At 37.4% G+C, this 21,407-nt stretch carries 29 protein-coding genes; 14 read left to right on the forward strand and 15 right to left on the reverse strand.

Annotation, left to right across the window (positions count from 1 at the left end; translation table 11 throughout):
- Positions 1-42: 42 nt before the first annotated feature.
- Positions 43-618 carry a Uma2 family endonuclease gene (locus tag PN497_RS20680; protein WP_096566381.1) on the reverse strand — a complete coding sequence of 192 codons (576 nt, stop codon included), beginning with the start codon at positions 616-618 and terminating at the stop codon, positions 43-45.
- 447 nt (positions 619-1,065) lie between these two features.
- Here PN497_RS20680 and PN497_RS20685 point away from each other — a divergent pair, with 447 nt between their 5' ends.
- From PN497_RS20685 to PN497_RS20705, 5 genes are all read left to right on the forward strand, one after another.
- Positions 1,066-5,052 (forward strand): magnesium chelatase subunit H, encoded by a 3,987-nt coding sequence (locus PN497_RS20685; protein WP_096566383.1) that lies wholly within the window; start codon positions 1,066-1,068, stop codon positions 5,050-5,052.
- A gap of 200 nt (positions 5,053-5,252) precedes the next feature.
- Complete coding sequence (locus tag PN497_RS20690) at positions 5,253-5,531, forward strand: type II toxin-antitoxin system RelE/ParE family toxin (protein WP_096566385.1); 279 nt, start codon at positions 5,253-5,255, stop codon at positions 5,529-5,531.
- 74 nt (positions 5,532-5,605) lie between these two features.
- Positions 5,606-5,917 (forward strand): HigA family addiction module antitoxin, encoded by a 312-nt coding sequence (locus tag PN497_RS20695; RefSeq protein WP_096566387.1) that lies wholly within the window; start codon positions 5,606-5,608, stop codon positions 5,915-5,917.
- A 104-nt stretch (positions 5,918-6,021) separates the two neighbouring features.
- The gene (locus PN497_RS20700) at positions 6,022-6,576 is read left to right on the forward strand and encodes a hypothetical protein (RefSeq protein ID WP_096566389.1); all 555 of its coding nucleotides are present in this window, start codon (positions 6,022-6,024) and stop codon (positions 6,574-6,576) included.
- Complete coding sequence (locus tag PN497_RS20705) at positions 6,558-7,640, forward strand: hypothetical protein (RefSeq protein ID WP_272110816.1); 1,083 nt, start codon at positions 6,558-6,560, stop codon at positions 7,638-7,640. Before PN497_RS20700 ends, PN497_RS20705 begins: the two co-directional genes overlap by 19 nt.
- On the opposite strand, the gene PN497_RS20710 is transcribed toward PN497_RS20705, so the two are convergent.
- Both PN497_RS20710 and PN497_RS20715 read right to left on the reverse strand, forming a co-directional pair.
- Positions 7,624-7,806 carry a hypothetical protein gene (locus tag PN497_RS20710; protein ID WP_272110818.1) on the reverse strand — a complete coding sequence of 61 codons (183 nt, stop codon included), beginning with the start codon at positions 7,804-7,806 and terminating at the stop codon, positions 7,624-7,626. The two genes, PN497_RS20705 and PN497_RS20710, sit on opposite strands and share 17 nt — an antisense overlap.
- Positions 7,790-8,077 (reverse strand): type II toxin-antitoxin system Phd/YefM family antitoxin, encoded by a 288-nt coding sequence (locus PN497_RS20715; protein WP_096566393.1) that lies wholly within the window; start codon positions 8,075-8,077, stop codon positions 7,790-7,792. The genes PN497_RS20710 and PN497_RS20715 overlap by 17 nt, the downstream gene beginning before the upstream one ends.
- A 227-nt stretch (positions 8,078-8,304) precedes the next feature.
- On the opposite strand from PN497_RS20715, the gene PN497_RS20720 reads away from it, so the two are divergent.
- From PN497_RS20720 to PN497_RS20730, 3 genes are read left to right on the forward strand one after another with little or no spacing between them, the layout of a single operon-like run.
- The gene (locus PN497_RS20720; protein WP_096566395.1) at positions 8,305-8,778 is read left to right on the forward strand and encodes a type II toxin-antitoxin system VapC family toxin; all 474 of its coding nucleotides are present in this window, start codon (positions 8,305-8,307) and stop codon (positions 8,776-8,778) included.
- A gap of 3 nt (positions 8,779-8,781) precedes the next feature.
- Positions 8,782-8,967 (forward strand): hypothetical protein, encoded by a 186-nt coding sequence (locus PN497_RS20725; protein ID WP_096566398.1) that lies wholly within the window; start codon positions 8,782-8,784, stop codon positions 8,965-8,967.
- Positions 8,968-9,022: 55 nt separating this feature from the next.
- Positions 9,023-9,232, forward strand: coding sequence for a hypothetical protein (locus PN497_RS20730; protein WP_193943667.1), 210 nt, complete (start codon positions 9,023-9,025; stop codon positions 9,230-9,232).
- A 72-nt stretch (positions 9,233-9,304) separates the two neighbouring features.
- Here PN497_RS20730 and PN497_RS20735 read toward each other — a convergent pair whose 3' ends face one another.
- From PN497_RS20735 to PN497_RS20750, 4 genes are all read right to left on the reverse strand, one after another.
- Positions 9,305-9,703 (reverse strand): type II toxin-antitoxin system VapC family toxin, encoded by a 399-nt coding sequence (locus tag PN497_RS20735; protein ID WP_096566402.1) that lies wholly within the window; start codon positions 9,701-9,703, stop codon positions 9,305-9,307.
- A 9-nt stretch (positions 9,704-9,712) separates the two neighbouring features.
- Positions 9,713-9,943, reverse strand: a complete 231-nt coding sequence (locus PN497_RS20740; protein WP_096566404.1) for a hypothetical protein — start codon at positions 9,941-9,943, stop codon at positions 9,713-9,715.
- A gap of 70 nt (positions 9,944-10,013) precedes the next feature.
- Positions 10,014-10,139, reverse strand: a complete 126-nt coding sequence (locus tag PN497_RS20745; RefSeq protein WP_265586252.1) for a hypothetical protein — start codon at positions 10,137-10,139, stop codon at positions 10,014-10,016.
- Positions 10,140-10,141: 2 nt separating this feature from the next.
- Positions 10,142-10,393: a type II toxin-antitoxin system ParD family antitoxin gene (locus tag PN497_RS20750; RefSeq protein WP_096566405.1), complete on the reverse strand. Its 252-nt coding sequence runs from the start codon at positions 10,391-10,393 to the stop codon at positions 10,142-10,144.
- Between the two features lie 137 nt (positions 10,394-10,530).
- Between PN497_RS20750 and PN497_RS20755 the strand changes: the two genes are divergently transcribed.
- Complete coding sequence (locus tag PN497_RS20755) at positions 10,531-10,800, forward strand: hypothetical protein (protein ID WP_272110820.1); 270 nt, start codon at positions 10,531-10,533, stop codon at positions 10,798-10,800.
- A 44-nt stretch (positions 10,801-10,844) separates the two neighbouring features.
- On the opposite strand, the gene PN497_RS20760 is transcribed toward PN497_RS20755, so the two are convergent.
- The gene (locus tag PN497_RS20760; RefSeq protein ID WP_096566407.1) at positions 10,845-11,045 is read right to left on the reverse strand and encodes a phospholipase D-like domain-containing protein; all 201 of its coding nucleotides are present in this window, start codon (positions 11,043-11,045) and stop codon (positions 10,845-10,847) included.
- The gene (locus PN497_RS20765; RefSeq protein WP_096566409.1) at positions 11,042-11,341 is read right to left on the reverse strand and encodes a BrnT family toxin; all 300 of its coding nucleotides are present in this window, start codon (positions 11,339-11,341) and stop codon (positions 11,042-11,044) included. Before PN497_RS20765 ends, PN497_RS20760 begins: the two co-directional genes overlap by 4 nt.
- A 482-nt stretch (positions 11,342-11,823) precedes the next feature.
- Between PN497_RS20765 and PN497_RS20770 the strand changes: the two genes are divergently transcribed.
- Both PN497_RS20770 and PN497_RS20775 read left to right on the forward strand, forming a co-directional pair.
- Positions 11,824-12,135, forward strand: coding sequence for a HigA family addiction module antitoxin (locus PN497_RS20770; RefSeq protein WP_096566411.1), 312 nt, complete (start codon positions 11,824-11,826; stop codon positions 12,133-12,135).
- Positions 12,136-12,258: 123 nt separating this feature from the next.
- Positions 12,259-12,834, forward strand: coding sequence for a Uma2 family endonuclease (locus PN497_RS20775; protein ID WP_096566413.1), 576 nt, complete (start codon positions 12,259-12,261; stop codon positions 12,832-12,834).
- A gap of 158 nt (positions 12,835-12,992) precedes the next feature.
- On the opposite strand, the gene PN497_RS20780 is transcribed toward PN497_RS20775, so the two are convergent.
- From PN497_RS20780 to PN497_RS20790, 3 genes are all read right to left on the reverse strand, one after another.
- Positions 12,993-13,145 carry a hypothetical protein gene (locus PN497_RS20780; RefSeq protein WP_272110822.1) on the reverse strand — a complete coding sequence of 51 codons (153 nt, stop codon included), beginning with the start codon at positions 13,143-13,145 and terminating at the stop codon, positions 12,993-12,995.
- 20 nt (positions 13,146-13,165) lie between these two features.
- Positions 13,166-13,381 carry a hypothetical protein gene (locus tag PN497_RS20785; protein ID WP_096566417.1) on the reverse strand — a complete coding sequence of 72 codons (216 nt, stop codon included), beginning with the start codon at positions 13,379-13,381 and terminating at the stop codon, positions 13,166-13,168.
- A 71-nt stretch (positions 13,382-13,452) separates the two neighbouring features.
- Positions 13,453-13,761 carry a hypothetical protein gene (locus tag PN497_RS20790; protein ID WP_242027355.1) on the reverse strand — a complete coding sequence of 103 codons (309 nt, stop codon included), beginning with the start codon at positions 13,759-13,761 and terminating at the stop codon, positions 13,453-13,455.
- Positions 13,762-13,873: 112 nt separating this feature from the next.
- Here PN497_RS20790 and PN497_RS20795 point away from each other — a divergent pair, with 112 nt between their 5' ends.
- Positions 13,874-15,043, forward strand: a complete 1,170-nt coding sequence (locus PN497_RS20795; protein ID WP_096566418.1) for a DNA cytosine methyltransferase — start codon at positions 13,874-13,876, stop codon at positions 15,041-15,043.
- Between the two features lie 447 nt (positions 15,044-15,490).
- Here PN497_RS20795 and glmS read toward each other — a convergent pair whose 3' ends face one another.
- Positions 15,491-17,368, reverse strand: coding sequence for a glutamine--fructose-6-phosphate transaminase (isomerizing) (gene glmS / locus PN497_RS20800; protein ID WP_096566420.1), 1,878 nt, complete (start codon positions 17,366-17,368; stop codon positions 15,491-15,493).
- 268 nt (positions 17,369-17,636) lie between these two features.
- Positions 17,637-17,882 carry a photosystem I iron-sulfur center protein PsaC gene (psaC, locus tag PN497_RS20805; RefSeq protein WP_010997613.1) on the reverse strand — a complete coding sequence of 82 codons (246 nt, stop codon included), beginning with the start codon at positions 17,880-17,882 and terminating at the stop codon, positions 17,637-17,639.
- An 859-nt stretch (positions 17,883-18,741) separates the two neighbouring features.
- Here psaC and PN497_RS20810 point away from each other — a divergent pair.
- A complete protein-coding gene (locus PN497_RS20810; RefSeq protein ID WP_096566423.1) occupies positions 18,742-19,104 on the forward strand; it encodes a DUF6464 family protein in 363 nt (120 codons plus the stop codon).
- A 66-nt stretch (positions 19,105-19,170) separates the two neighbouring features.
- Here the strand turns inward: PN497_RS20810 and fmt are convergent, their stop codons facing one another.
- Positions 19,171-20,172 carry a methionyl-tRNA formyltransferase gene (gene fmt / locus PN497_RS20815; RefSeq protein ID WP_096566425.1) on the reverse strand — a complete coding sequence of 334 codons (1,002 nt, stop codon included), beginning with the start codon at positions 20,170-20,172 and terminating at the stop codon, positions 19,171-19,173.
- A 523-nt stretch (positions 20,173-20,695) separates the two neighbouring features.
- Between fmt and PN497_RS26025 the strand changes: the two genes are divergently transcribed.
- Positions 20,696-20,965 (forward strand): zinc ribbon domain-containing protein, encoded by a 270-nt coding sequence (locus PN497_RS26025; protein ID WP_457853191.1) that lies wholly within the window; start codon positions 20,696-20,698, stop codon positions 20,963-20,965.
- The last annotated feature ends 442 nt before the right edge of the window (positions 20,966-21,407 follow it).

Genomic DNA, 21,407 nt, shown 5'->3' on the forward strand with positions numbered 1-21,407 from the left:
CTTTAATACTCAGAATCTAATTTAACACATTTACAATATTTATTACCAAATCATCCCCAAATTCAAAACAAAACCCTTTAAAACATCTTCCCCCAAAACCGTAGCAGGACAATCTAAAACCTCAACCTCCTTCCCAGGTCTATAAATTTCCACTTGACGAGATTTCCGATTAATTAATATACCCAAACGCACACCATTATCTATATACTCTCTCATTTTTTCTTGTGTAGTCTTCAAACTATCACTAGGAGAAAGTAACTCAATTACAAAATCAGGACAAATAGGAGGAAACTTTTGTTTTTCCTCATCAGTTAAAGCATCCCATCTTTCTAACTTGATCCAAGAAGCATCAGGAGAACGATCAGCACCATTTGGTAACTTAAAACAAGTAGAAGAATCAAAAGCTATACCAGTACCATCAACATCAGTCCAATTCATTACTTGTTGAGTGATTCTCGCATTTTTATTTCCCGTTTCTCCTCCCGTTGGTGGCATAATGATTAATTCTCCATTGGCATTTCTTTCAAATCTCAATTCGCGGTTGTTTTGACATAGTTGAAAAAACTGCTCATCAGTCATTTCTATTACTGATTCTAAATTAACAGTTAAAGCATTCATGGTCATATCCTCATTGAAAAATAAGGCTGTAATTTTAACTATCTCATATCATATTATATACGATTAATTTAATTTTTTTTATATAGATTATTTAACAGAGAAAATAACGATGTACACAAAAACTCTCTTACCTCTGCGGTTCATTCCTTTTCTTCTGTGTCCTCTGTGCCTCTGTGGTTCATTCCTATACCAACTACATAATCATTTAACAACCATATAGTTACATAACCAACTATTTATGTAAATAGAAATTACAAACATCTGAGAAAACCTTGCTAAATTGTTAAGATTTATCAATAATGATTACGTTTTTTATATCATTTTGTTTCAGTTCAGGGAGAAAACCCCCACTGACACAGAGTTTTCTGGTACAAAACTCTTAATTGCCGAAGAAAATGGAAGAAAAAAACTTCCAGTAGAGAACACGCCTCAAAGGAGCTTATCTGAATGTTCACCCAGGTCAAGTCCACAATTAGACATATTGCACCTGACGACCTACGCGGACGCAATCTGATTAAAGTCGTTTATGTTGTGCTTGAGTCTCAATATCAAAGTTCTTTATCTCAAGCAGTACGGGAAATTAACGCCAACCATCCCAGCGTGGCCATTGAAATTAGTGGTTACTTAATTGAGGAACTGCGCGACTCGGAAAACTATGAAGATTTTAAACGCGATATAGCTAGTGCTAATATATTCATCGCTTCCCTGATATTTATTGAAGACTTAGCGCAGAAACTCGTCGCAGCAGTCGAACCCCACCGGGATAACTTCGATGTAGCGGTTGTGTTCCCCTCCATGCCTGAAGTTATGCGTCTTAACAAAATGGGTAGCTTCTCCCTGGCACAGTTGGGACAGTCTAAGAGCGTCATTGCCAACTTCATGAAGAAGCGTAAAGAGAAATCTGGCGCTGGTTTCCAAGATGGAATGTTAAAGCTCTTGCGTACTCTTCCCCAAGTGCTGAAATTCCTCCCCATTGAAAAAGCGCAAGATGCGCGTAACTTCATGCTGAGTTTTCAGTATTGGTTAGGTGGTTCAGCAGAAAACCTGGAAAACTTCCTGCTGATGCTGGCTGATAAATACGTCTTAAAAGGGGAAGATAAACAAAAACTAGCTGCTGCTGAATATCAAGCACCAGTAGTTTATCCCGACATGGGTATTTGGCATCCTTTAGCGCCAAATATGTTTGAAGATGTACGAGAATATCTAAACTGGTATTCTGTCCGCAGAGACATTTCTCGAAATATCAAAGATCCCCTCGCACCATGTGTAGGTTTGGTTTTACAACGAACTCACCTAGTTACTGGAGATGATGCACATTATGTAGCAATTGTCCAGGAATTAGAATCTTTAGGTGCAAAAGTTCTCCCTGTGTTTGCTGGTGGTTTGGATTTCTCTAAACCTGTAGATGCTTATTTCTACGAACCTACAACCAGATTACCCTTAGTTGACGCGGTTGTTTCCCTGACTGGTTTTGCTTTAGTGGGTGGACCTGCAAGACAAGACCATCCCAAAGCTATTGAAGCATTAAAAAAATTAAACCGTCCTTACATGGTAGCCTTGCCTTTGGTGTTCCAAACCACCGAAGAATGGTTAGATAGCGATTTGGGGTTACATCCTATTCAAGTGGCTTTACAGATTGCTATACCTGAACTAGATGGAGCAATTGAGCCTATTATCCTATCCGGTAAAGATGGGGCAACAGGTAGAGCGATCGCCCTCCAAGACCGGGTAGAAATTGTTGCTCAACGTGCCTTAAAATGGGCTAGTCTGCGTCGCAAACCCAAATTAATCAAAAAAGTCGCCATCACCGTTTTCAGCTTCCCCCCCGATAAAGGAAACGTGGGAACTGCGGCATATTTAGATGTATTTGGTTCTATCCATGAAGTTCTCAAAGGACTGAGAAACAACGGTTACGATGTGCGGGACATCCCGGAAACCGCCCAAGAGTTGATGGAACAAGTCATCCACGACGCACAAGCGCAATACGCAAGTCCTGAACTCAACATTGCTTACAAAATGTCAGTCCCCGAATATGAAGCACTGACACCGTACTCCCAACGCTTAGAAGAAAACTGGGGTCCACCACCAGGAAACTTAAACAGTGATGGACAAAACTTGCTCGTATACGGTAAGCATTTCGGTAACGTCTTCATCGGTGTGCAACCCACCTTCGGCTATGAAGGCGACCCCATGCGCTTATTATTCTCCCGTTCCGCTAGTCCCCATCATGGCTTCGCCGCTTTTTATACTTATTTAGAAAGAATTTGGGGTGCTGATGCTGTTTTACATTTTGGTACACACGGATCATTAGAGTTTATGCCTGGTAAACAGATGGGGATGTCTGGAGATTGTTACCCAGATCAATTAATTGGCACAATTCCCAATCTGTATTATTACGCAGCGAACAACCCCAGTGAAGCGACAATTGCTAAACGTCGCAGTTATGCAGAAACAATTTCTTACTTAACTCCACCTGCGGAAAATGCTGGTTTATACAAAGGTTTGAAAGAACTCAGTGAGTTAATTGGTTCTTACCAAACTTTGAAAGACAGCGGCCGGGGAGTTTCCATTGTGAATGCGATCGTTGACAAATGCCGCATTGTTAACTTAGATAAAGATATTGACCTGCCAGAAACCGACGCAAAAGATATGTCCTCTGAAGAACGGGATAATATCGTCGGGATTGTTTATCGCAAGTTGATGGAAATTGAATCTCGCTTATTACCTTGCGGTTTGCATATCATCGGTAAACCACCTTCTGCGGAAGAGGCGATCGCCACTTTAGTGAATATTGCCAGTTTAGATCGGCAAGAAGACGGTATACTTGGTTTACCCTCCATCATTGCTAACAGCTTAGGCCGCAACATTGAAGAAATCTACCGCAACAGCGACAAAGGCATTTTAGCCGATGTGCAATTATTACAAGACATTACAATGGCTATCCGTGCGGCTGTAGCGGCTTTAGTACAAGAACAAATTGATGCAGAAGGTCGAGTTTCCTTAGTATCCAAGTTGAACTTCTTTAACATGGGTAAAAAAGAACCTTGGGTAGAATCGCTGTATCAGTCAGGTTTTAATAACGTAGATACATCTGCATTAAAACCCTTGTTTGAGTATTTGGAATTTTGCTTAAAACAAGTATGTGCAGATAACGAACTTGGCGGTTTATTGCAAGGTTTAGAAGGTGAATATATTTTACCCGGACCCGGTGGCGACCCCATCCGTAACCCTGACGTATTGCCCACAGGTAAAAATATACACGCTTTAGATCCCCAATCTATTCCTACCACTGCGGCGGTACAATCGGCGAAAATTGTCGTTGATAGGTTGTTAGAACGCAATAAGACTGAAAATGGTGGAAACTGGCCGGAAACCATCGCCTGTGTCCTCTGGGGTACAGATAACATCAAAACCTATGGCGAATCCCTGGCACAAATTATGTGGATGGTGGGAGTGCGTCCTGTTCCCGATTCTTTAGGACGGGTGAACAAGTTGGAATTGATACCCTTAGAAGAATTGGGTCGTCCTAGAATTGACGTAGTAATTAACTGTTCTGGTGTCTTCCGTGATCTGTTCATTAACCAGATGAACTTACTGGACCAAGGTGTAAAAATGGCTGCTGAAGCTGATGAACCCTTGGAAATGAACTTTGTGCGGAAACACGCACTGCAACAAGCAGAGGAAATGGGAATTAATCTGCGTCAAGCTGCAACCCGTGTATTTTCTAATGCTTCTGGTTCTTATTCTTCTAATATCAACTTAGCGGTGGAGAATAGCACTTGGGATAGTGAAGCAGAGTTGCAAGAAATGTATTTGAAACGCAAATCTTTCTCTTTCAATTCTGATAACCCTGGGGTAATGGATGAGTCACGGCAGATTTTTGAAACTACTTTGAAAACTGCTGATGCAACTTTCCAAAATCTTGATTCTTCGGAAATCAGTTTAACTGATGTGTCCCATTATTTCGACTCTGACCCAACAAAATTAGTTGCAAGTCTGCGTACAGATGGTAAGAAACCTGCATCTTACATTGCAGATACAACTACCGCGAATGCACAGGTAAGAAGTTTATCGGAAACTGTGCGTTTGGATGCGCGGACGAAGTTGTTAAACCCCAAATGGTATGAGGGGATGTTGTCTCACGGTTACGAAGGTGTGCGGGAACTTTCTAAGCGGTTGGTTAATACCACTGGTTGGAGTGCAACTGCTGGTGCTGTGGATAACTGGGTTTATGAGGAAACCAATGAGACGTTTATTAAAGATGAGGAAATGCAGAAGCGTCTGATGAATTTGAATCCTCATTCTTTCCGCAAGATTGTTTCTACTTTGTTGGAAGTCAATGGTCGCGGTTATTGGGAGACAAGTGAGGAGAATTTAGATCGGTTGAGAGAGTTGTATCAGGAGGTGGAAAATCGGATTGAAGGTATAGAATAGGTTTAGATGGGCAGGTATAAAACCTGCCTATTTTTGGGATTTTGCTTTTTTGCACGCAGAGGCGCAGAGGCGCGGAGAGGTGTTAGGAGTATGGTATAATTGCTGTGAGTTTCGCGCAAAGGAAGAGAGAGATTAGTTTATGATTTAGGTGAACTAAGAATTTTTGATAATTCACATAATGACATAAAATTCAAAGATAAATGATTCAAACATTTAAAAATAAGTCTTTAGAAAATCTGTTTAAAGAAAATTTTAATAAAGGAGTTCCCGCAAACCTAGAAAAGAAAATTAGAATTAGATTAGAAGTTATAGACTCAGCTTTAATTGTAGATGATATTAGATTACCAGGATATGATTTACATGAATTAAAAGGAGATAGAAAAGGAACTTGGTCAATTAAGGTATCAGGAAACTGGCGAATAACTTTTAAATTTGAAGATGGTGATGCTTATGATGTCAATTTAGAAGATTACCATTAATGTTGTGTTAAGATAGTAGTAAATAGTTGAAAACTGTTAAATAAATTTCACCAAGCTATTAAGGAGTATTAATTATGAATAATTGGCAAAATATTACTGAAGATAGATTAGCAAGACCAATACATCCAGGTGAAGTAATTGCAGATATTTTAGATGATTTAGAAGTTAATTATCACGATTTTGCCGAAGTTTTAGGAATATCTCATCAAACAATTCAGGAAATTATTAATGGTGAAAAATCCATTACTGTAGATATTGCCATTCGTTTGGGTAAAGCGTTAGGAAATGGACCGAGATTGTGGTTAAATCTTCAGCAAAAGGTTGATGTTTGGGATGCTTTGCAAAGTCATCAGGAAGAATATAATAAGGTTATGACTTTGGTTTAGAAAAAATGATGTTTTAAAGGGGTTTGTTTTGAATTTGGGGATGATTTAGTAATTTATGTTTTAGTAAAAGAAGTAATTTTTTAAATATAGGCACTGTGTAAAATATGAAACCTAAAAATTACTTAGCCTTGACATTTAGTTTAAGTTTAGCTGTGCTAAATTGTGAAATTTTACCAGCTTATGCACTGCCAGGACAAAATATAAAAACAGTAATTAAATGGTCTCGAAATCATGCAAAAATTACACCTTTAACTTCTGTTAAAAAGCTAGAAGAAGGTTATCCAGACTATAGTAGTAAAACTTCTTTTAAAAAATATTCTGTTAGCTTTGATGTTTGGATAAACTCAAAAGGTATTGTGACTGAACAAATGATAGATGCTAGAAACCATGAAAATAATCGTATAAATTTAGAGTTTACGAAAAACAATAATAATGGTTTACAGTTAATTAATATGATATATGGTCAAACTATTGTTAATGACTATCAGAATGCTAAATATGTTGACATGGTAAAAATTGGTGGACTAGGACTTATTAAATTTTATAGAGGAAAAAAATATGCTTATGAAATTTGGGGAGATGGAGGTTCTCATCAATTTACAATTATTCCACTAAAGGATTTAGTAAGTAGGATTGACAATTGGAAACGACAGCAGTAATAATTCATGGTATAGATTCATTAAATAAGACAATTATCTTTAATAGTAATATGCTATATCCTAGAACATTTTCAGAGTTAGAGTTTATCAAACAGCTTAAACAACTTGAAGCTGTTCAATTTCAACTAAAACAGAATAATATACTCGGAGCTAGAATAGCCCTTTTTTTACTAGATAGTTTAGCAGATATAATCTCATATTACTTTATTTGTGACTGTCCTTATGATTTAAATATAACTGATGAACAAATGATTAAAATAAAACCAAATTTTCTAGACAGAGTAAAGTTTATAAAAGAAGAATTTCCTTGGGTTGTAGATGAACAACAATATCAATTTATAGTAGAACTGCGACGATTAAGAAACGACACTTTTCACGAGGCTAAGTTGAGAGAAGATGAAGTGATAATTTGCTTAGTTAAAATTTATTATCAAATAATAATAGAGATTCTAAAAGGAGCTACTTTATACCCAGCAGACTATGAATATTATGGAATTTCTCATGATGATTTACGGGAAGATCAAAAACTGCTTAACTATATAGAATCGAAAGGTTTATTAAATGATGGTTTAAAAGATGGCTATATTACCTATTATGAATTAATAGAAAAGGTAGTGAGTCAATATGAATCAGAAGCAGATCAGATATATTACCAAAACATTAATCAAATATTATCTAATGATCTAATAAGAAGAATAGACATCTTAAATGAGATGATTATCTATGTAATTGATTCCTTGAGATCATCTGAAATATTTTATGAAGAACTAGAAAAATTACTTAATGATGAACCAATTAATCAAAGAGATGATACCCATATTGGCGAAAGCGAAAAAGATATAGACGATTTTATTCAAAATATTAATCCATATATTAAGAATAAATATCGCAAGATGGGAAATATATCAAAAAAACAAATAGACGGATGGAAAGTTCAAGCTAAGAATTTACTAAATGAACAAAAAATTCACGATACACTTAAAAAATGGGGAGAAATAGATAGAAAACTTTCAATATTTTCAAATATCGGAGTTTTATTTAGTGCAGCTAAAGCAAGCAAATGAAGGAAAAATAAAACCGCAATTTAAAGGCAATATACATATTCAAAATAATTTCATAACATCCCCGCACCCAACGAAAAGCTCTTTCCTGTGACTCCTCTTTTATCCATAGGAAAATACTCTCAATATCAGCAATAGCAGTAGGTAAAATCTCAATCCGGTATGCCATACTTTTCCTTAAATTCTGCAAATGCTTGATTTAAGGGCATACCCTCACCTTGTTCAAACTCATTGATACTTTGACGTATCTTAGCAACAGATTCAAGTAATTCCAGTCTATCAATCATTTTTTGATAACTTTCAGCATCTTGAACCACAGCAGCAGCTTTACCATTCACAGTCAGCACAATGGGAGCTTTAGTTTCCTTTAACTTATCCAGAAACATCTTTGCTCCGCGCTGAAATTCTGATAAGGGGTGAATATCGCTTAGGCTAAACATCGTAATTTCAATAAATTATTTGATAATTTCATGTTAATTTTATGAAAATATTTTGTCAAGAGAAGAGATCGCTGTTTTGGGGGTTTGGAGGTGCGTTAGTGAAGCTTACCGAAGGTATCGCTGTTTTGGGATGTGGAGAGAGTGCGATCTTCTTACCTTAGTTATTGCTTTTTGATAGAGAAAGATTTAGGTTGGTTACAATAAATCCATCAATAGCACATAATATAATGAGTGAAACCGTCTACATAGAAACCAGTGTTATTGGCTATTTAACAGCCAGATTCACCAAAAATTTAATTATTGCAGCCAACATGGAAATTACGAGAGATTGGTGGGAAAATCGCCGTCATGATTTTAACCTTTACATTTCTCAAGCTGTTTTAGATGAAGTTGCCGCAGGAGATTCAGAAATAGCTAATAAACGTTTAGAATTGCTGGAAAACTTTGAACTTTTATCAATAAACGAAACTGTTATAAATCTTGCAGAACAATTTATTAATAAAAGTAACCTACCTTCTAAAGCTGCCACAGATGCAATACATATTGCACTAGCTACAATTCATGGTATGGACTATCTGTTAACATGGAATTGTAAACATATTGCCAACGCACAGATTCAGAAAAAATTGGCTCAAATCAGTTTAGACTTTGGGTATGAAATGCCAACTATTTGTACACCTTACGAATTAATGGAGCAATAAATTATGTGGCAAGATGAAATTGTAGAAGAAATTCATCACATTCGAGAAGCCTATGCTAAGTCCTTTAACTATGATTTGCGTGCCATATTTTTGGACTTACAAAAAAAGCAAAACTCAAGCGTACATAAGGTTGTTACACTACAACCAAAACTAAGGTCTAACAAATTATTGGAAGGCACAAAATCATAAGTAAATGCGATAGCGAAAAGTAACCTAGTAATCGCTGTTTGGGGATGTGTGGGAAGTGCGATCGCTATTTTGTGGTTTTGGGAGTGCGATCGCGTTTAGGGGATGTGTGGGTGTGCGATCACTTTTTGGGGGTGTTGGGGTGCGATCGTTGTTTGGGGGTGTTTGGGGTGTGATCGCTGTTTTGGGTTTTGGGGAGAGCGATCGCTGTTGGGAATGTGGAGGTGTGATCGCTTGTTGGGGGTTTGGAGGGTGCGATCTCGTTTAGGGATGTTGGGAGAGCGATCGCTGTTTGGAGTTTTGGGGAAGTGCGATCGTAAAAATAGACCTCATTTACAAACTACCAAACAATAGCAACCAAACCTGAAGCAGTGATATTTTGATCCCACGTTAACAACTTTACAACTTCACCTTTACTAGCTAAAACTAACGCAGTTGCCGCAATTTGTCTATCGTGCATTTCATTAATAGAATATAAGCTCATAGTCATTTCAATAACATCTTGATCCAGAGGATAAATTACCACGCGAGGATCAGCTTCTACTGCTAAAATTACATCTTTAGGAGTAGGAATAGATGTTCTACCTCTTTCTACAATCCAAACAGCTTCAGCTAAAGTAGTTGCAGGAATAACTAACTGTGAATTAGGATCACAAAGGATAGTTTTAGCATTTGCACCTAGCTTTAAATTACCTTCAAGAAACCAGATTAAAGCATGAGTATCTAGGACATATTTCATAATTCATTATTACCAGTCTAAACTGTCCTCACTATCCCCATGAAATTCAGCAATTTCAAAATCTGTTTCTGTTGACTGGTTATTTCCAGAAAACATACCAAACTTCATTATTTGATTTTTTATCTGATTTTTTTCCGACTTTAAAAAAGTGACAATAACCAGACTTTCTGAAATATCAGATGGTAATTCTTTAAGTTCTACTTTACCATCTTTGTAAATTCCTTCTATTGCTTGCAACATACTTTTTACTATGAGCAAATTTAGCTGATGTTATTACTTTAACTATACACTATAGATCAGCGATCAGTGTTTAATAAAACTGCCTAGTAGCATCAAAAAAACTCAATGCTGCATCAAAATTACTCTGTGCAATGTAAGCAAACTTTTCATCTAGATCAGCACTAGCCTTTGGTCTAATTATAATTCGCCTAGTCATTGTTATGATTTGCGAATTTTTTCAATCAGTTGGGAGCGTTTTTGTTCCCACCATTCATCTGTAATTTCTATTCCTTCACCGCTATCTAATCCTTCCAATAATAACTTTTCTATTCTTGATTGTTGGACTTTTTCTAAGTCTTGACGAATCAAATGTCTAATGTATTCGCTGGTTGTACTGTAGCCACCTTTTTCAACCTGTTCGTTGATAAAATCCCGCATAGAATCGGGAAGAGAAATATTTACTGTAGTCATAATTAACAAATGTTGATTTTTCTGACTATTTTATTATGGCAAATCAAATATTGTCAATTTTTGTCAAACAGTCAGCAAACTGATCGCTTGTTGAGGGTGTTGTAGGTGCAAGATATGAGTTTAGGGATGTAGAGGAAGTGCGATCGCTGTTTTGTGGTTTGGAAGGTGCGTTAGCGGTAGCTTACCGAAGGTATCGCTGTTTTGTGGTTTGGAAGGTGCGATCGCTTGTTGGAGGTGTGAAGGGAGAGCGATCGCTGTTGTGGGATATTGGGAGTGCGTTAGCGGTAGCTTACCGAAGGTATCGCTGTTTTGGGTTTGGGGGGTGCGTTAGCGAAGCTTACCGAAGGTATCGCGTTTGGGGATGTTGGAGGTGCGTTAGCGAAGCTTACCGAAGGTATCGCGTTTAAGGGATGTGGGAATGCGTTAGCAAAGCTTACCGAAGGTATCGCTATTACTGAATACTTTCAATTAATTTAATATTATTTCTCAACCATTCATTGACTAAAATTTGCACATCAATATTTTTTTCTTGAGCGATTTTTTTGAAAAAATTATCAACATCTGGTTCAAGGTAAATTGGATAATGAAACGTTGCATCAGGGTGATAAAACTTACCTTGTTCAGCTTCTGAAAAATCATATTCTGCTTTCATAGTTTTCTTCCTTGGTAATATTGCTGTTCATTAAAAGTTGCTTTTCGTGCTGAAATGATACGAATCAAACATGAATCTTCATCTGTTTGTTCAAAAGTATGAATAACAACCCTTAAAATACCCGTTTCATCTAAACCTATAGTAATCCATCTGTCTTCATAATCACTATGTTCCTCATCATATAAACTTAATTGATATTGATCACGAAAAACAGTTGATGCCAACCGAAAATTGAGTTGATGTTTACGAATATTTTGTTTTTCTTTGGCTGGATTCCAATCAAAATTATAACGCAAATTTATAAATTACAAAGGATTAAATAAGTTTACACCATGATTATATCATAATTTTATACTTTGACAGCGTTAGCGGTAGCTTACCGAAGGTATCGCTGTTTTGAAGTTTGGTGATGTGCGATCGCTTTTGGGAATGTGTAGGGGATGCGATCGCTGTTTGGAGATGTGAGGATGAGCGTTAGCGAAGCTTACCGAAGGTATCGCGTTTGGGGGTGTGAAGGGGTGCGTTAGCGAAGCTTACCGAAGGTATCGCTGTTTGAGGAAGTGGAGGTGGAGGTAAGCTGTTGTGCATTTAATTTGCATAAGTTTAACAGGCAAGATGCCTGTTCCACAAGAGCTAAGAATATTAGGATTATAGAATTTAGCTGCGTAACAGCTTAGTGCGATCGCTTTTTAGTACTGTAATTATGGAATAAGCAATATAATGATAGATATGTATGTCAGCATATGCTGTGGGCTGAAATATTCAAGGAGTATTAATTATGAATAATTGGCAAAATATAACTAATGAGAAATTAGCAAGACCAATACATCCAGGTGAAGTAATTGCAGATATTTTAGATGATTTAGAAGTTAATTATCACGATTTTGCAGAAGTTTTAGGAATATCTCATCAAACAATTCAGGAAATTATTAATGGTGAAAAATCAATTACTGTAGATATTGCCATTCGTCTGGGTAAAGCGTTGGGTAATGGACCGAGATTGTGGTTAAATCTTCAGCAAAAGGTTGATGTTTGGGATGCTTTGCAAAGTCATCAGGAAGAATATAATAAAGTTATGACTTTGGTTTAATAATTAGTAAGATTTAAGATTTATTACATATACTATACCAATACCTAAAAATCAGATTAAGGGTATATAATAAGATATGAGATATTTAAAATTATTGCCTTAATATTTTATGAGGGTATGACTATGAATGCTTTAACTGTGAGTTTAAAATCAGTAATAGATATGACTGATGAGCAGTTTTTTCAGCTATGTCAAAATAACCGGGAATTGAGATTTGAAAGAACAGCTAATGGGGATTTAATTATTATGCCACCAACGGGAGGAGAAACGGGAAATCGGAATGCGGGTATTACTGCTCAAGTTTGGATTTGGAATGAGCAAAATAAGGAGGGTATAGTTTTTGATTCTTCTACTTGTTTTAAATTACCAAATGGTGCAGACCGTTCTCCTGATGCTTCTTGGATAAAGTTAGAAAGATGGGATACTTTAACTGATGAGGAAAAACAAAAGTTTCCTCCTATTTGTCCTGATTTTGTAATTGAGTTACTTTCTCCTAGTGATAGTTTGAAAACTACACAGGAAAAGATGAGGGAATATATAGATAATGGTGTACGGTTGGGTATATTAATTAATCGTAAATCTCGTCAGGTGGAGATTTATAGACCTGGTAAGGAGGTTGAGGTTTTAGATTCTCCTGCTACGGTTTCGGGGGAAGATATTTTGAAGGGTTTTGTTTTGAATTTGGGGATGATTTGGTAATATGGAAGAAGAACAATATACGTAAGAGATAGAGGAGTTATCTGCTCAAAATTGACACTTAACCATTGAATTTTATTCAGAATCCGCAGACGCACAACCTGATCTAAATTATCTAAATCAGTTATAGACTCTGATTCAAAACTTACAGAATAACTCATTTAACGTTCTATCCCATACCTTTTATAAACTTCAGATAAAGGAATAGTAGGTCTTCCTTCTTGACGTTTACGCCCGATTGCCAATAAACTCTGCTTAAATGATTCTTTGATTTCCCTACCCTCATCAGGATCACCGAAGTATTCATCTAGCATTTCATCTACTGTGTTACGGATTAAGTTTTGTAACGCTCCTGATTGACATATTCCTGAGCGTCAATATTTTCCCAAGTTTCTTTACCTAAACCACGTAACTCTAAAATACTACGCTTTGGCTTTGGTGTCATTTTCCATTGTTGACGAATTAAGATAGATAAATCTTCAACTAATTTAAGCTGTTCTTCAGAAGTCAGATTTTTAGCTTGTTCTAACAATTCTTGATAATTAGACATAAATTTTTTCGCTTGTTTTCTACCTTAATTTCACTATACTCTCAATATCAGCAATAGCAGTAGGTGAAATCTCAATCCGGTATGGCATATTTTTCCTTAAATTCTGCAAATGCTTGATTTAAGGGCATACCTTCGCCTTGTTCAAACTCATTTATACTTTGACGTATCTTAGCAACAGATTCTAATAATTCCAGTCTATCAATCAGTTTTTGATAACTTTCAGCATCTTGAACCACAGCAGCAGCTTTAGCAACTAAACCCGACGCAGTGATATTTTGATCGCACGTCAACAACTGTACAATTTCACCTTTACTAGATAAAACTAACGCAGTTGCTGCAATTTGTCTATCGTGCATTTCATTAATTGAATATAAGCTCATAGTCATTTCAATAACAATCGCTATTATTAGATGTAAAAGATGTAACCAATCATCAATATTGCATATTCAAGGAGTATATAATTAGTGATATTAACAATTGGGAGCAACAACCGTGATAGATGGTAAAGCTATTTCTATTTCATTATTTACAGGTGCTTATGGTCTAGATTTAGGATTAGAAGAAGCAGGTTTTCATACTGTAACTGTAGTAGAAAAAGATCGTGATGCTGTTAAAACAATAGCTCTTAATCGTCCATTCCTCCAAGAAAGTGCAATTTCCAGAGAAATACAAAACGTCACCTCTCAACAATTATTAGAAGAAGGGGGAAGAGTTTTAAATTTAGGACGTGCTTTACAACCACAAGAAGTTGATTTAGTTACAGGTGGTCCACCATGTCAACCATTTAGTACCGCAGGAAAAAGAGGTTCTGTAATGGACCCTCGCGGTAGTTTATTTATGGAATTTATTCGCATTGTTAAAGAAGTTAAACCTCGTTTTTTCTTAATGGAAAATGTTAAAGGTTTGCTTTCTGCTCCACTGCGTCATCGGCCAATTAATCAACGGGGAAAAAATTACCCACCTTTAGAAACTGATGAAATGCCTGGTGCTGCTTTAAAAGTAGTATTATCAGAAATGCAAGCAATAGGATATAACATAGTTTATAACCTATTAGAAGCAGCAGATTATGGAGTACCCCAAAATCGAGAGCGTGTCATATTTATCGGTTCTAGAGATGGTGAAACTGCTACATTTCCTATTCCTAAATATTGCAAAAATGGTCAAACTTTACCTAAATGGAGAACATTAAAAAATGCTTTAACTGGTTTAGTTGATGTAGAACCAGAATTTATGTCTTATTCAGAAAATCGTTTAAAGTATTTGAAATTATTAAAAGCTGGACAAAATTGGAAACATTTACCAGAAGATTTAAAAAAAGAAGCTATGGGAGGAGCTTATAATTCTGGAGGGGGAAAAGTCGGTTTTTATAGAAGATTATCCTGGGATAAACCTTCACCAACAATTACTACCAGTCCCCATCAAAAAGCTACAGATATGTGTCATCCTGTAGAATTACGTTGTTTAACAGTGCGGGAGTCTGCAAGGATTCAAACATTTCCTGATGATTGGATTTTTTATGGTTCTGTAAGTTCTAAATATAAACAAATTGGTAATGCAGTTCCTGTATTGCTTGCGAAAGAAATTGGTAGTTATCTCTTTAAGTTAATTCATGGAAACAAATCGAAAGGTAAAGAGATAGCCGAACAATTATCACTTTTTTAAGTAGAGATCAGCAATTTTCTATTTTGTAGCCAATTCAGCAAAAGCTTTATCAATTTTCTACTGGAATTTTATTTGATTGTTGGTGTAAAACCTTAGTCAGTACAAAAATACTATATAATACTGTTTGTAGATGTGGAGGGTGCGATCGCGAAGCGCTGCTGCAAGCAGTTCGCCAATCTCAAATCCCCAAACGGTCAATCTTCGTTGTGTGACAGTTTAGGGTGCGGAAGGTGGGATGTACTACTTGCTAGGCTTTGTTGATCTGTGACAGTTGAGGGTGTGGAATGTGGGTTACATAGCGTTAAAATTTATTCTGTATCCAGTCCCGTCTGCTTCTACTCACAAAAAATTCTCCTTTGGATGATTGATACATACACCCACAGGAGAAATTGTACAACTGTTTTATTTATTTTCCAACTTTTTTATCATCCTACAGCAAAATATCAACTATTCCACCGTTACTGACTTCGCTAAATTCCTTGGCTGATCGACATCTAAACCCTTTCTCGCTGCAATATGATAAGCCAATAATTGCAACGGAATAACTGTCAAAATAGGCGACAAAATTTCCTCTACATCACTAACAGGAATTAAATCATTAAAAATTTCTGCTGCTTCTCCATCATTCACAGATGTCACTCCTATTAACCGGGAATCTCTCGCTTTTGCTTCTTGGGCATTAGAAATCACTTTTTCATATACACTTCCAGGCATGGCGATCGCCACTACCGGAACTTTACTATCCAATAATGCGATCGGTCCATGTTTCATCTCTCCTGCTGGATATCCTTCCGCATGAATATAACTAATTTCTTTTAATTTCAAAGCCCCTTCTAAAGCAATAGGAAAATTAATTCCCCTGCCTACAAAAATGAAATCTTTTGTTTCTGTAAACTCATGAACTAACTGTTCAATATATTTTTCCTGAGTTTCTAAAATCGCCTCAATTTCTATCGGTAACTGTCTTAAACCAGCAATAATTTCTGTTAACCTTTCAGAAGAAATTGTTTGCCGACGATAAGCTAAATCTAAAGCTAAACCATAAAACGCCATCAACTGAGCAATAAAAGTTTTCGTCGCCGCAACACCAATTTCAATCCCCCCATGAGTATTAATAATATTACTCACCATTTGCCCCAAAGTGCTTTCCGGGCGGTTGGTAATGCCTAAAAGTCGCGCTTGATACTTAGCTTCTTTTCCTTGCCTGCGGTCTTTTTCCATACTTAAAGCAGCCAAAGTATCCGCAGTTTCTCCTGATTGAGTCACCCCAATAGTTAAAGTATTAGCAGTCAAAGGTGTAGGTGCATAGCGAAATTCAGAGGCATATTGTACTTGAGTGGGAATTTCTGCCAATTGTTCTAATAAATACTTACCAACTAACGCCGCGTGCCAACTTGTACCACAAGCCACAATTTGAATTTGTTCTAAATCTGCGTAAAATTCCTCTGCTAAATTCAAACTAACAGGAGTTTCCCCACTTCCCGGAAAATAAGCTTCTAAACAAGCTCTAACTACACCCGGTTGCTCATAAATCTCCTTGAGCATGAAGTGTTTAAATCCCTGCTTTTCCACCATAATGGGATTCCAATTCAAAGTGCGGGGATGCTTCTTTAAACGATTTCCAGCAAAGTTGTACACCTCAACCCCCAACGGAGTCAAACGGGCAATTTCCCCATTTTCTAGGGGCAATACAGCGCGGGTATGGGCAACAATTGCCGGCGTGTCCGAAGCACAGAAAAACTCACCTTGTCCAAACCCAATTACTAAAGGCGCTTGCTGACGCACTACAATCAATTCATCAGCGTAGTCAGCAGAAATAACTGCGATCGCATAAGCCCCTTCTAACTTTTGCACCGCTTCCCGCACCGCTTCTAAAAACACAGAAGCCGAATTACTATCTTCAGGAATATGCTTTAAACATTCAGCGATGAGATGGGGAATAACTTCTGTATCTGTATCTGAACGAAATTCATGTCCTAATGCTTTTAAATGTTCCCGCAATTCACGATAATTTTCAATAATTCCATTCTGCACCACCGCTATCCGCAAAGCAGTATCCTGATGGGGATGGGCATTATATTCTTCTGGTTTACCATGAGTTGCCCAACGAGTATGACCAATACCAATTTGAGCTGGGTTTTCTACTTGTTCCAGTTTAGAACGCAAATTTAGTAATTTACCCTTAGCCCGCACGCAATGGATATCACCTTCCCATATCGTAGCAATACCCGCAGAATCATAACCTCTATACTCTAACTTTTCCAGTCCAGATAATAAAATATCCGTTGCTGCTTGAGTGCCTATATATCCAACAATTCCACACATTTTTTATACTACTCCGGTTATTAGTTAACAATTATCAGTTAACAGTTATCACCATAAAGCGGTAATTATATCAAATGAAAAGGCTGGGGACTGGGGAAATATTTATCTTTCTCCTGCCTCCTGCCTCCTGCCTCCTGAACTCCTAAAAAATATTAAGTGCTGAAAACTGAGAGAAGAAACAAGAATCGTGTTAGTTGATGGGTTTCTTGTTTCTCCCTAGCTCAGTCTTCAGCACTATTGTACTGAGTATTTTAAAATACCAGCTTTGTTAGTATGCTAGACCCATGCTGCGAGTTGTTTCAGCACCCAAATAAACGCGGATGCTCAAAAAGTCGGTGGGGCAAGCTGTTTCACAGCGTTTGCAGCCTACGCAGTCTTCTGTGCGGGGTGAAGATGCCACTTGAGCAGCTTTACAGCCATCCCAGGGAACCATCTCTAAAACGTCAGTGGGACAAGCGCGGACACATTGGGTGCAGCCGATGCAGGTATCGTAGATTTTTACGGTATGAGACATTGAAAAAACTGCTCCTTTCGAGTTCTCTTCTTTGGGAAGGAATCATAATCAACGCATAGTTTACCGCAGTGCTGGATGGGCTGTAAGTAAAAGGCTACATAACTTCAAACAATTTAATAAGCCCTATGAACATTTTATTTGCCAAAATCGCTGCTATTCAGCTTTAATCAGCAACAGGGGCATCAAGTGTTTACTCTATTGACTGTCTCCAAATATGGCAAATTGTAAAGATGTGTAAATTTCCGAGCAATTTCTCAGGGTTATCTATAGTACCTATAAATTGGTCGCTGGTAACTCTCAAGTTCCATCAATTTGTTAAGAAGTATTAACTAATTAGATACAAAATTACACAAAATTAAATGCGCTGCAATTTCCTAGTAATCATCAAATATGTTATGTTTTTTTGACTTATTTTATGTAATATTACTGTAGAGTAAGATCAAAATTTTATCTCAGGAGATCAAGGAGTCGTAGGGGCGACGTAGGGGCTACGTAGGGGCGAAGCATTCGGAAAATAACCTGTGATCAAAATTGAGAATTTATCGCCCGAATGCTTCGCCCTTACAGGAAAATAACCTGTGATCAAAATTGAGAATTTATCGCCCGAATGCTTCGCCCTTAAAGGAGTCAGGAGATCAAGGAGTCAGGAGAAATAATTATAGTAAAGTAGGAATTGTGCGTCGCTATCTATCTCTGTTACACTTCAAAAGAAATTGTTAAATTTTTTATTAAGATGCAAATTGCTCAAAAATATAGTAAATCATTAATGATAATCCAGCCCTAGTCACCTATGGTAGAGGTTAATTCACCGATTACGATACCATTTTTAATAATGTAAATCCCATCACATAAACTGATTATGGAACCAGACTCTTTACCAACTGAGTTGATTTTAACAAACCCGCGTCAGTCTCTTGGTAGATTACAACTTGATTGGACACCCCAACCAGGGAACTATGTTGATTTTGAAGGTAAAACCTATGCAGTATTAGAGCGTCGTCATAGGTATCAGTTGAAAGCAGGACGCTACCGCCTACATAATATCGCTATTTATGTCCAAAAAGCTAAACGACCATCAGAAAAAAGTTTAGTAGCTGGACGTTGGGTTATAGGTGATGCTAGTTGTGATTACAATGCTCATTCAGAAATCATCCGCTGTGCAGTCAACCCAGATGGTCCTTGTGAGTCTTGTCGGTTCTATGAAAGTTCAGGTGACAGATGACAGGTGACAGGTGACAGTAAGAAGGCAAGAGGCAAAAGTTTATTCTTCCCAATTACCAATTACCCATTACCAATTACCCATTACCTCCCCTATGGTTAAACGAGTACCATTAACAAAGTCCCATCCTGACTGGAGACGTTTACCAGTTGGTTGAACTTCTCTTAACCATAACAACCCTTCCCCAGTTTGAACAATTGCTCCTATACCTTTGGCAATGTTTACTACTTCGCCAGGTTGGGTAGATACAGTTGACAAATCTGGTAAATTGTGTATTTTATCTCGTAATTGTTCTGGGAGTTCTTGAATATAAGCACGTTCAAGAGGAACTGTAGCAGTGATTTTCAAAGGTTGATTGCGAAAAGTTGTGACGCAGTTAGGATAAAAGCCTCTAATTTGATTATGTAATTTAATGGCACTTTTTGACCAGTCTAGGCTATAGTCTTCTTTTTGAATCAATGACGCATAATTGGCCAGAGAATCATCCTGGGGAATAGGTGTAATTTCCTGGCGTTCCCATTTTAATAAAGTTTCCAGCAATAAATCTGCACCTATAACCGCTAATTTATCGGCTAAAACTTGGGCATTCTCCAGTAAACCAATTGGTGTATTTGCTTTTAATAGCATATCTCCTGTATCCATGCCCACATCCATTAACATGGTTGTGATACCAGTTTCTTTTTCACCGTTATAGATACACCACTGAATAGGAGCAGCCCCTCGATATTGGGGTAAAATCGAACCATGTACATTGATACAACCCAATTTTGGCATATTTAAGATTTTCTTAGACAAAATTTGTCCATAAGCAACAACAACAAACGCATCCGCATCTAATTGTTGTAGTTGGTTTAAAGTTTCCCCATCTTTTTTAACTTTCTCAGGTTGCCATACTGGGAGATTGTGAGCATTAGCAAGTGTTTTGACAGGAGAAGGTGTTAGTTTATTCCCACGTTCTCGTCGTTTATCCGGTTGAGTGACAACTGCTAAAACTTCAATATCTGGATTATTCAGTAATTTTTCTAGAGTGGGAACAGCAAACTGGGGAGTACCAAAAAATACAACTTTCATTATTAATTTGTTGCGAGTTTTTAGCTAGGATTTACTAGTTAATATTAAATGCGTCACGATTCACTGACAACTGACAGCCCACAATGGACTAAATCACAATAACCGTGAAAAAGACGCAAAGCAATTTTGCTTTGAGTACATTAATTTTCGCTATTTAATGGTAGAATGTTTACTATAGGTGCTACAAAAAGTTCCTGAATAAAATACAACGACCCAACCAGCAGGTTAACCAAGATCAATCACTGATTGTATCTGCTGTTTACAGGTTCTAATCTTTTGTATTGTCTCATGGCAGGGCAATTAAGCATCTACTCACCCAGCTTATAAGAAAATCGAGTGAGGCAAAACCACGCCTGATAAAGTATCTCCACCAAGTTCCGATACTTTATCGTACTTTAGGCGGTGGATGTAGGTGAATGCACTGCCCATGCGTGGAGCTATTATGATCCTGACTTATTTGCTTAGGGATTGACAGTTCCCCTAAATAATGCTATTTTTGGAGTAGGTCGAACTGGTAATAAACATGATTGTTTTCGAGTTCAAAGCCAAAGGCACAAAACAGCAATATCAAAGAATTGATGAAGCTATACGGATAAGCCAGTTCATTCGTAACAAGTGCCTACGGTTTTGGATTGTTTGTAACTGTGGGTGCATTCTTGATCGTGACCACAACGCTGCAATCAATATTTTGGCGAAGGCACTAAAACAGACAGGCTATGATTTAAGTACCGTCGGGCGGACGGAAACTTTTACCCTTCGACTGCGCTCAGGGTTAACGCTTGTGGAGAGATGACCCTCTACCCAGATTTGGTAACAAGTTTGGGCATGGTTGCTCATTGAAACAAGAATCCCCGTCTTTTTAAGGCGGGGAGGGTCAATTGATTGCAAGCTAATTTGTAACTGCTGAATTTGGTAGAGATAAAGGTGAGGTTTTTGATGTTGACCCGACTTTGCCAAAATTTTAAAGGAATAAATCAGTTTTAGACTTGACACTCTGCGTCCTAAAGGAGCGGATATTCTTGATTCAACGAGTCCACTTAGACTAGATCCCTTGCAGTTTCTAATCCAGAGGTGGTTCTCTCCTCAAGCGTTACTTAGGGAATGCCCTTTCCTAGTTGGATGATTCCAAATTTTGTTTGAGTTTAAATTCTGTGTCGTGTTTCGACTACTTCGACTTACTTCGACTTACTTCGACACCGCCCTTCGACACCGCCCTTCGACACCGCCCTTCGACA

The sequence above is a fragment of the Sphaerospermopsis kisseleviana CS-549 genome, from assembly GCF_028329225.1.
Classification (GTDB): domain Bacteria; phylum Cyanobacteriota; class Cyanobacteriia; order Cyanobacteriales; family Nostocaceae; genus Sphaerospermopsis; species Sphaerospermopsis kisseleviana.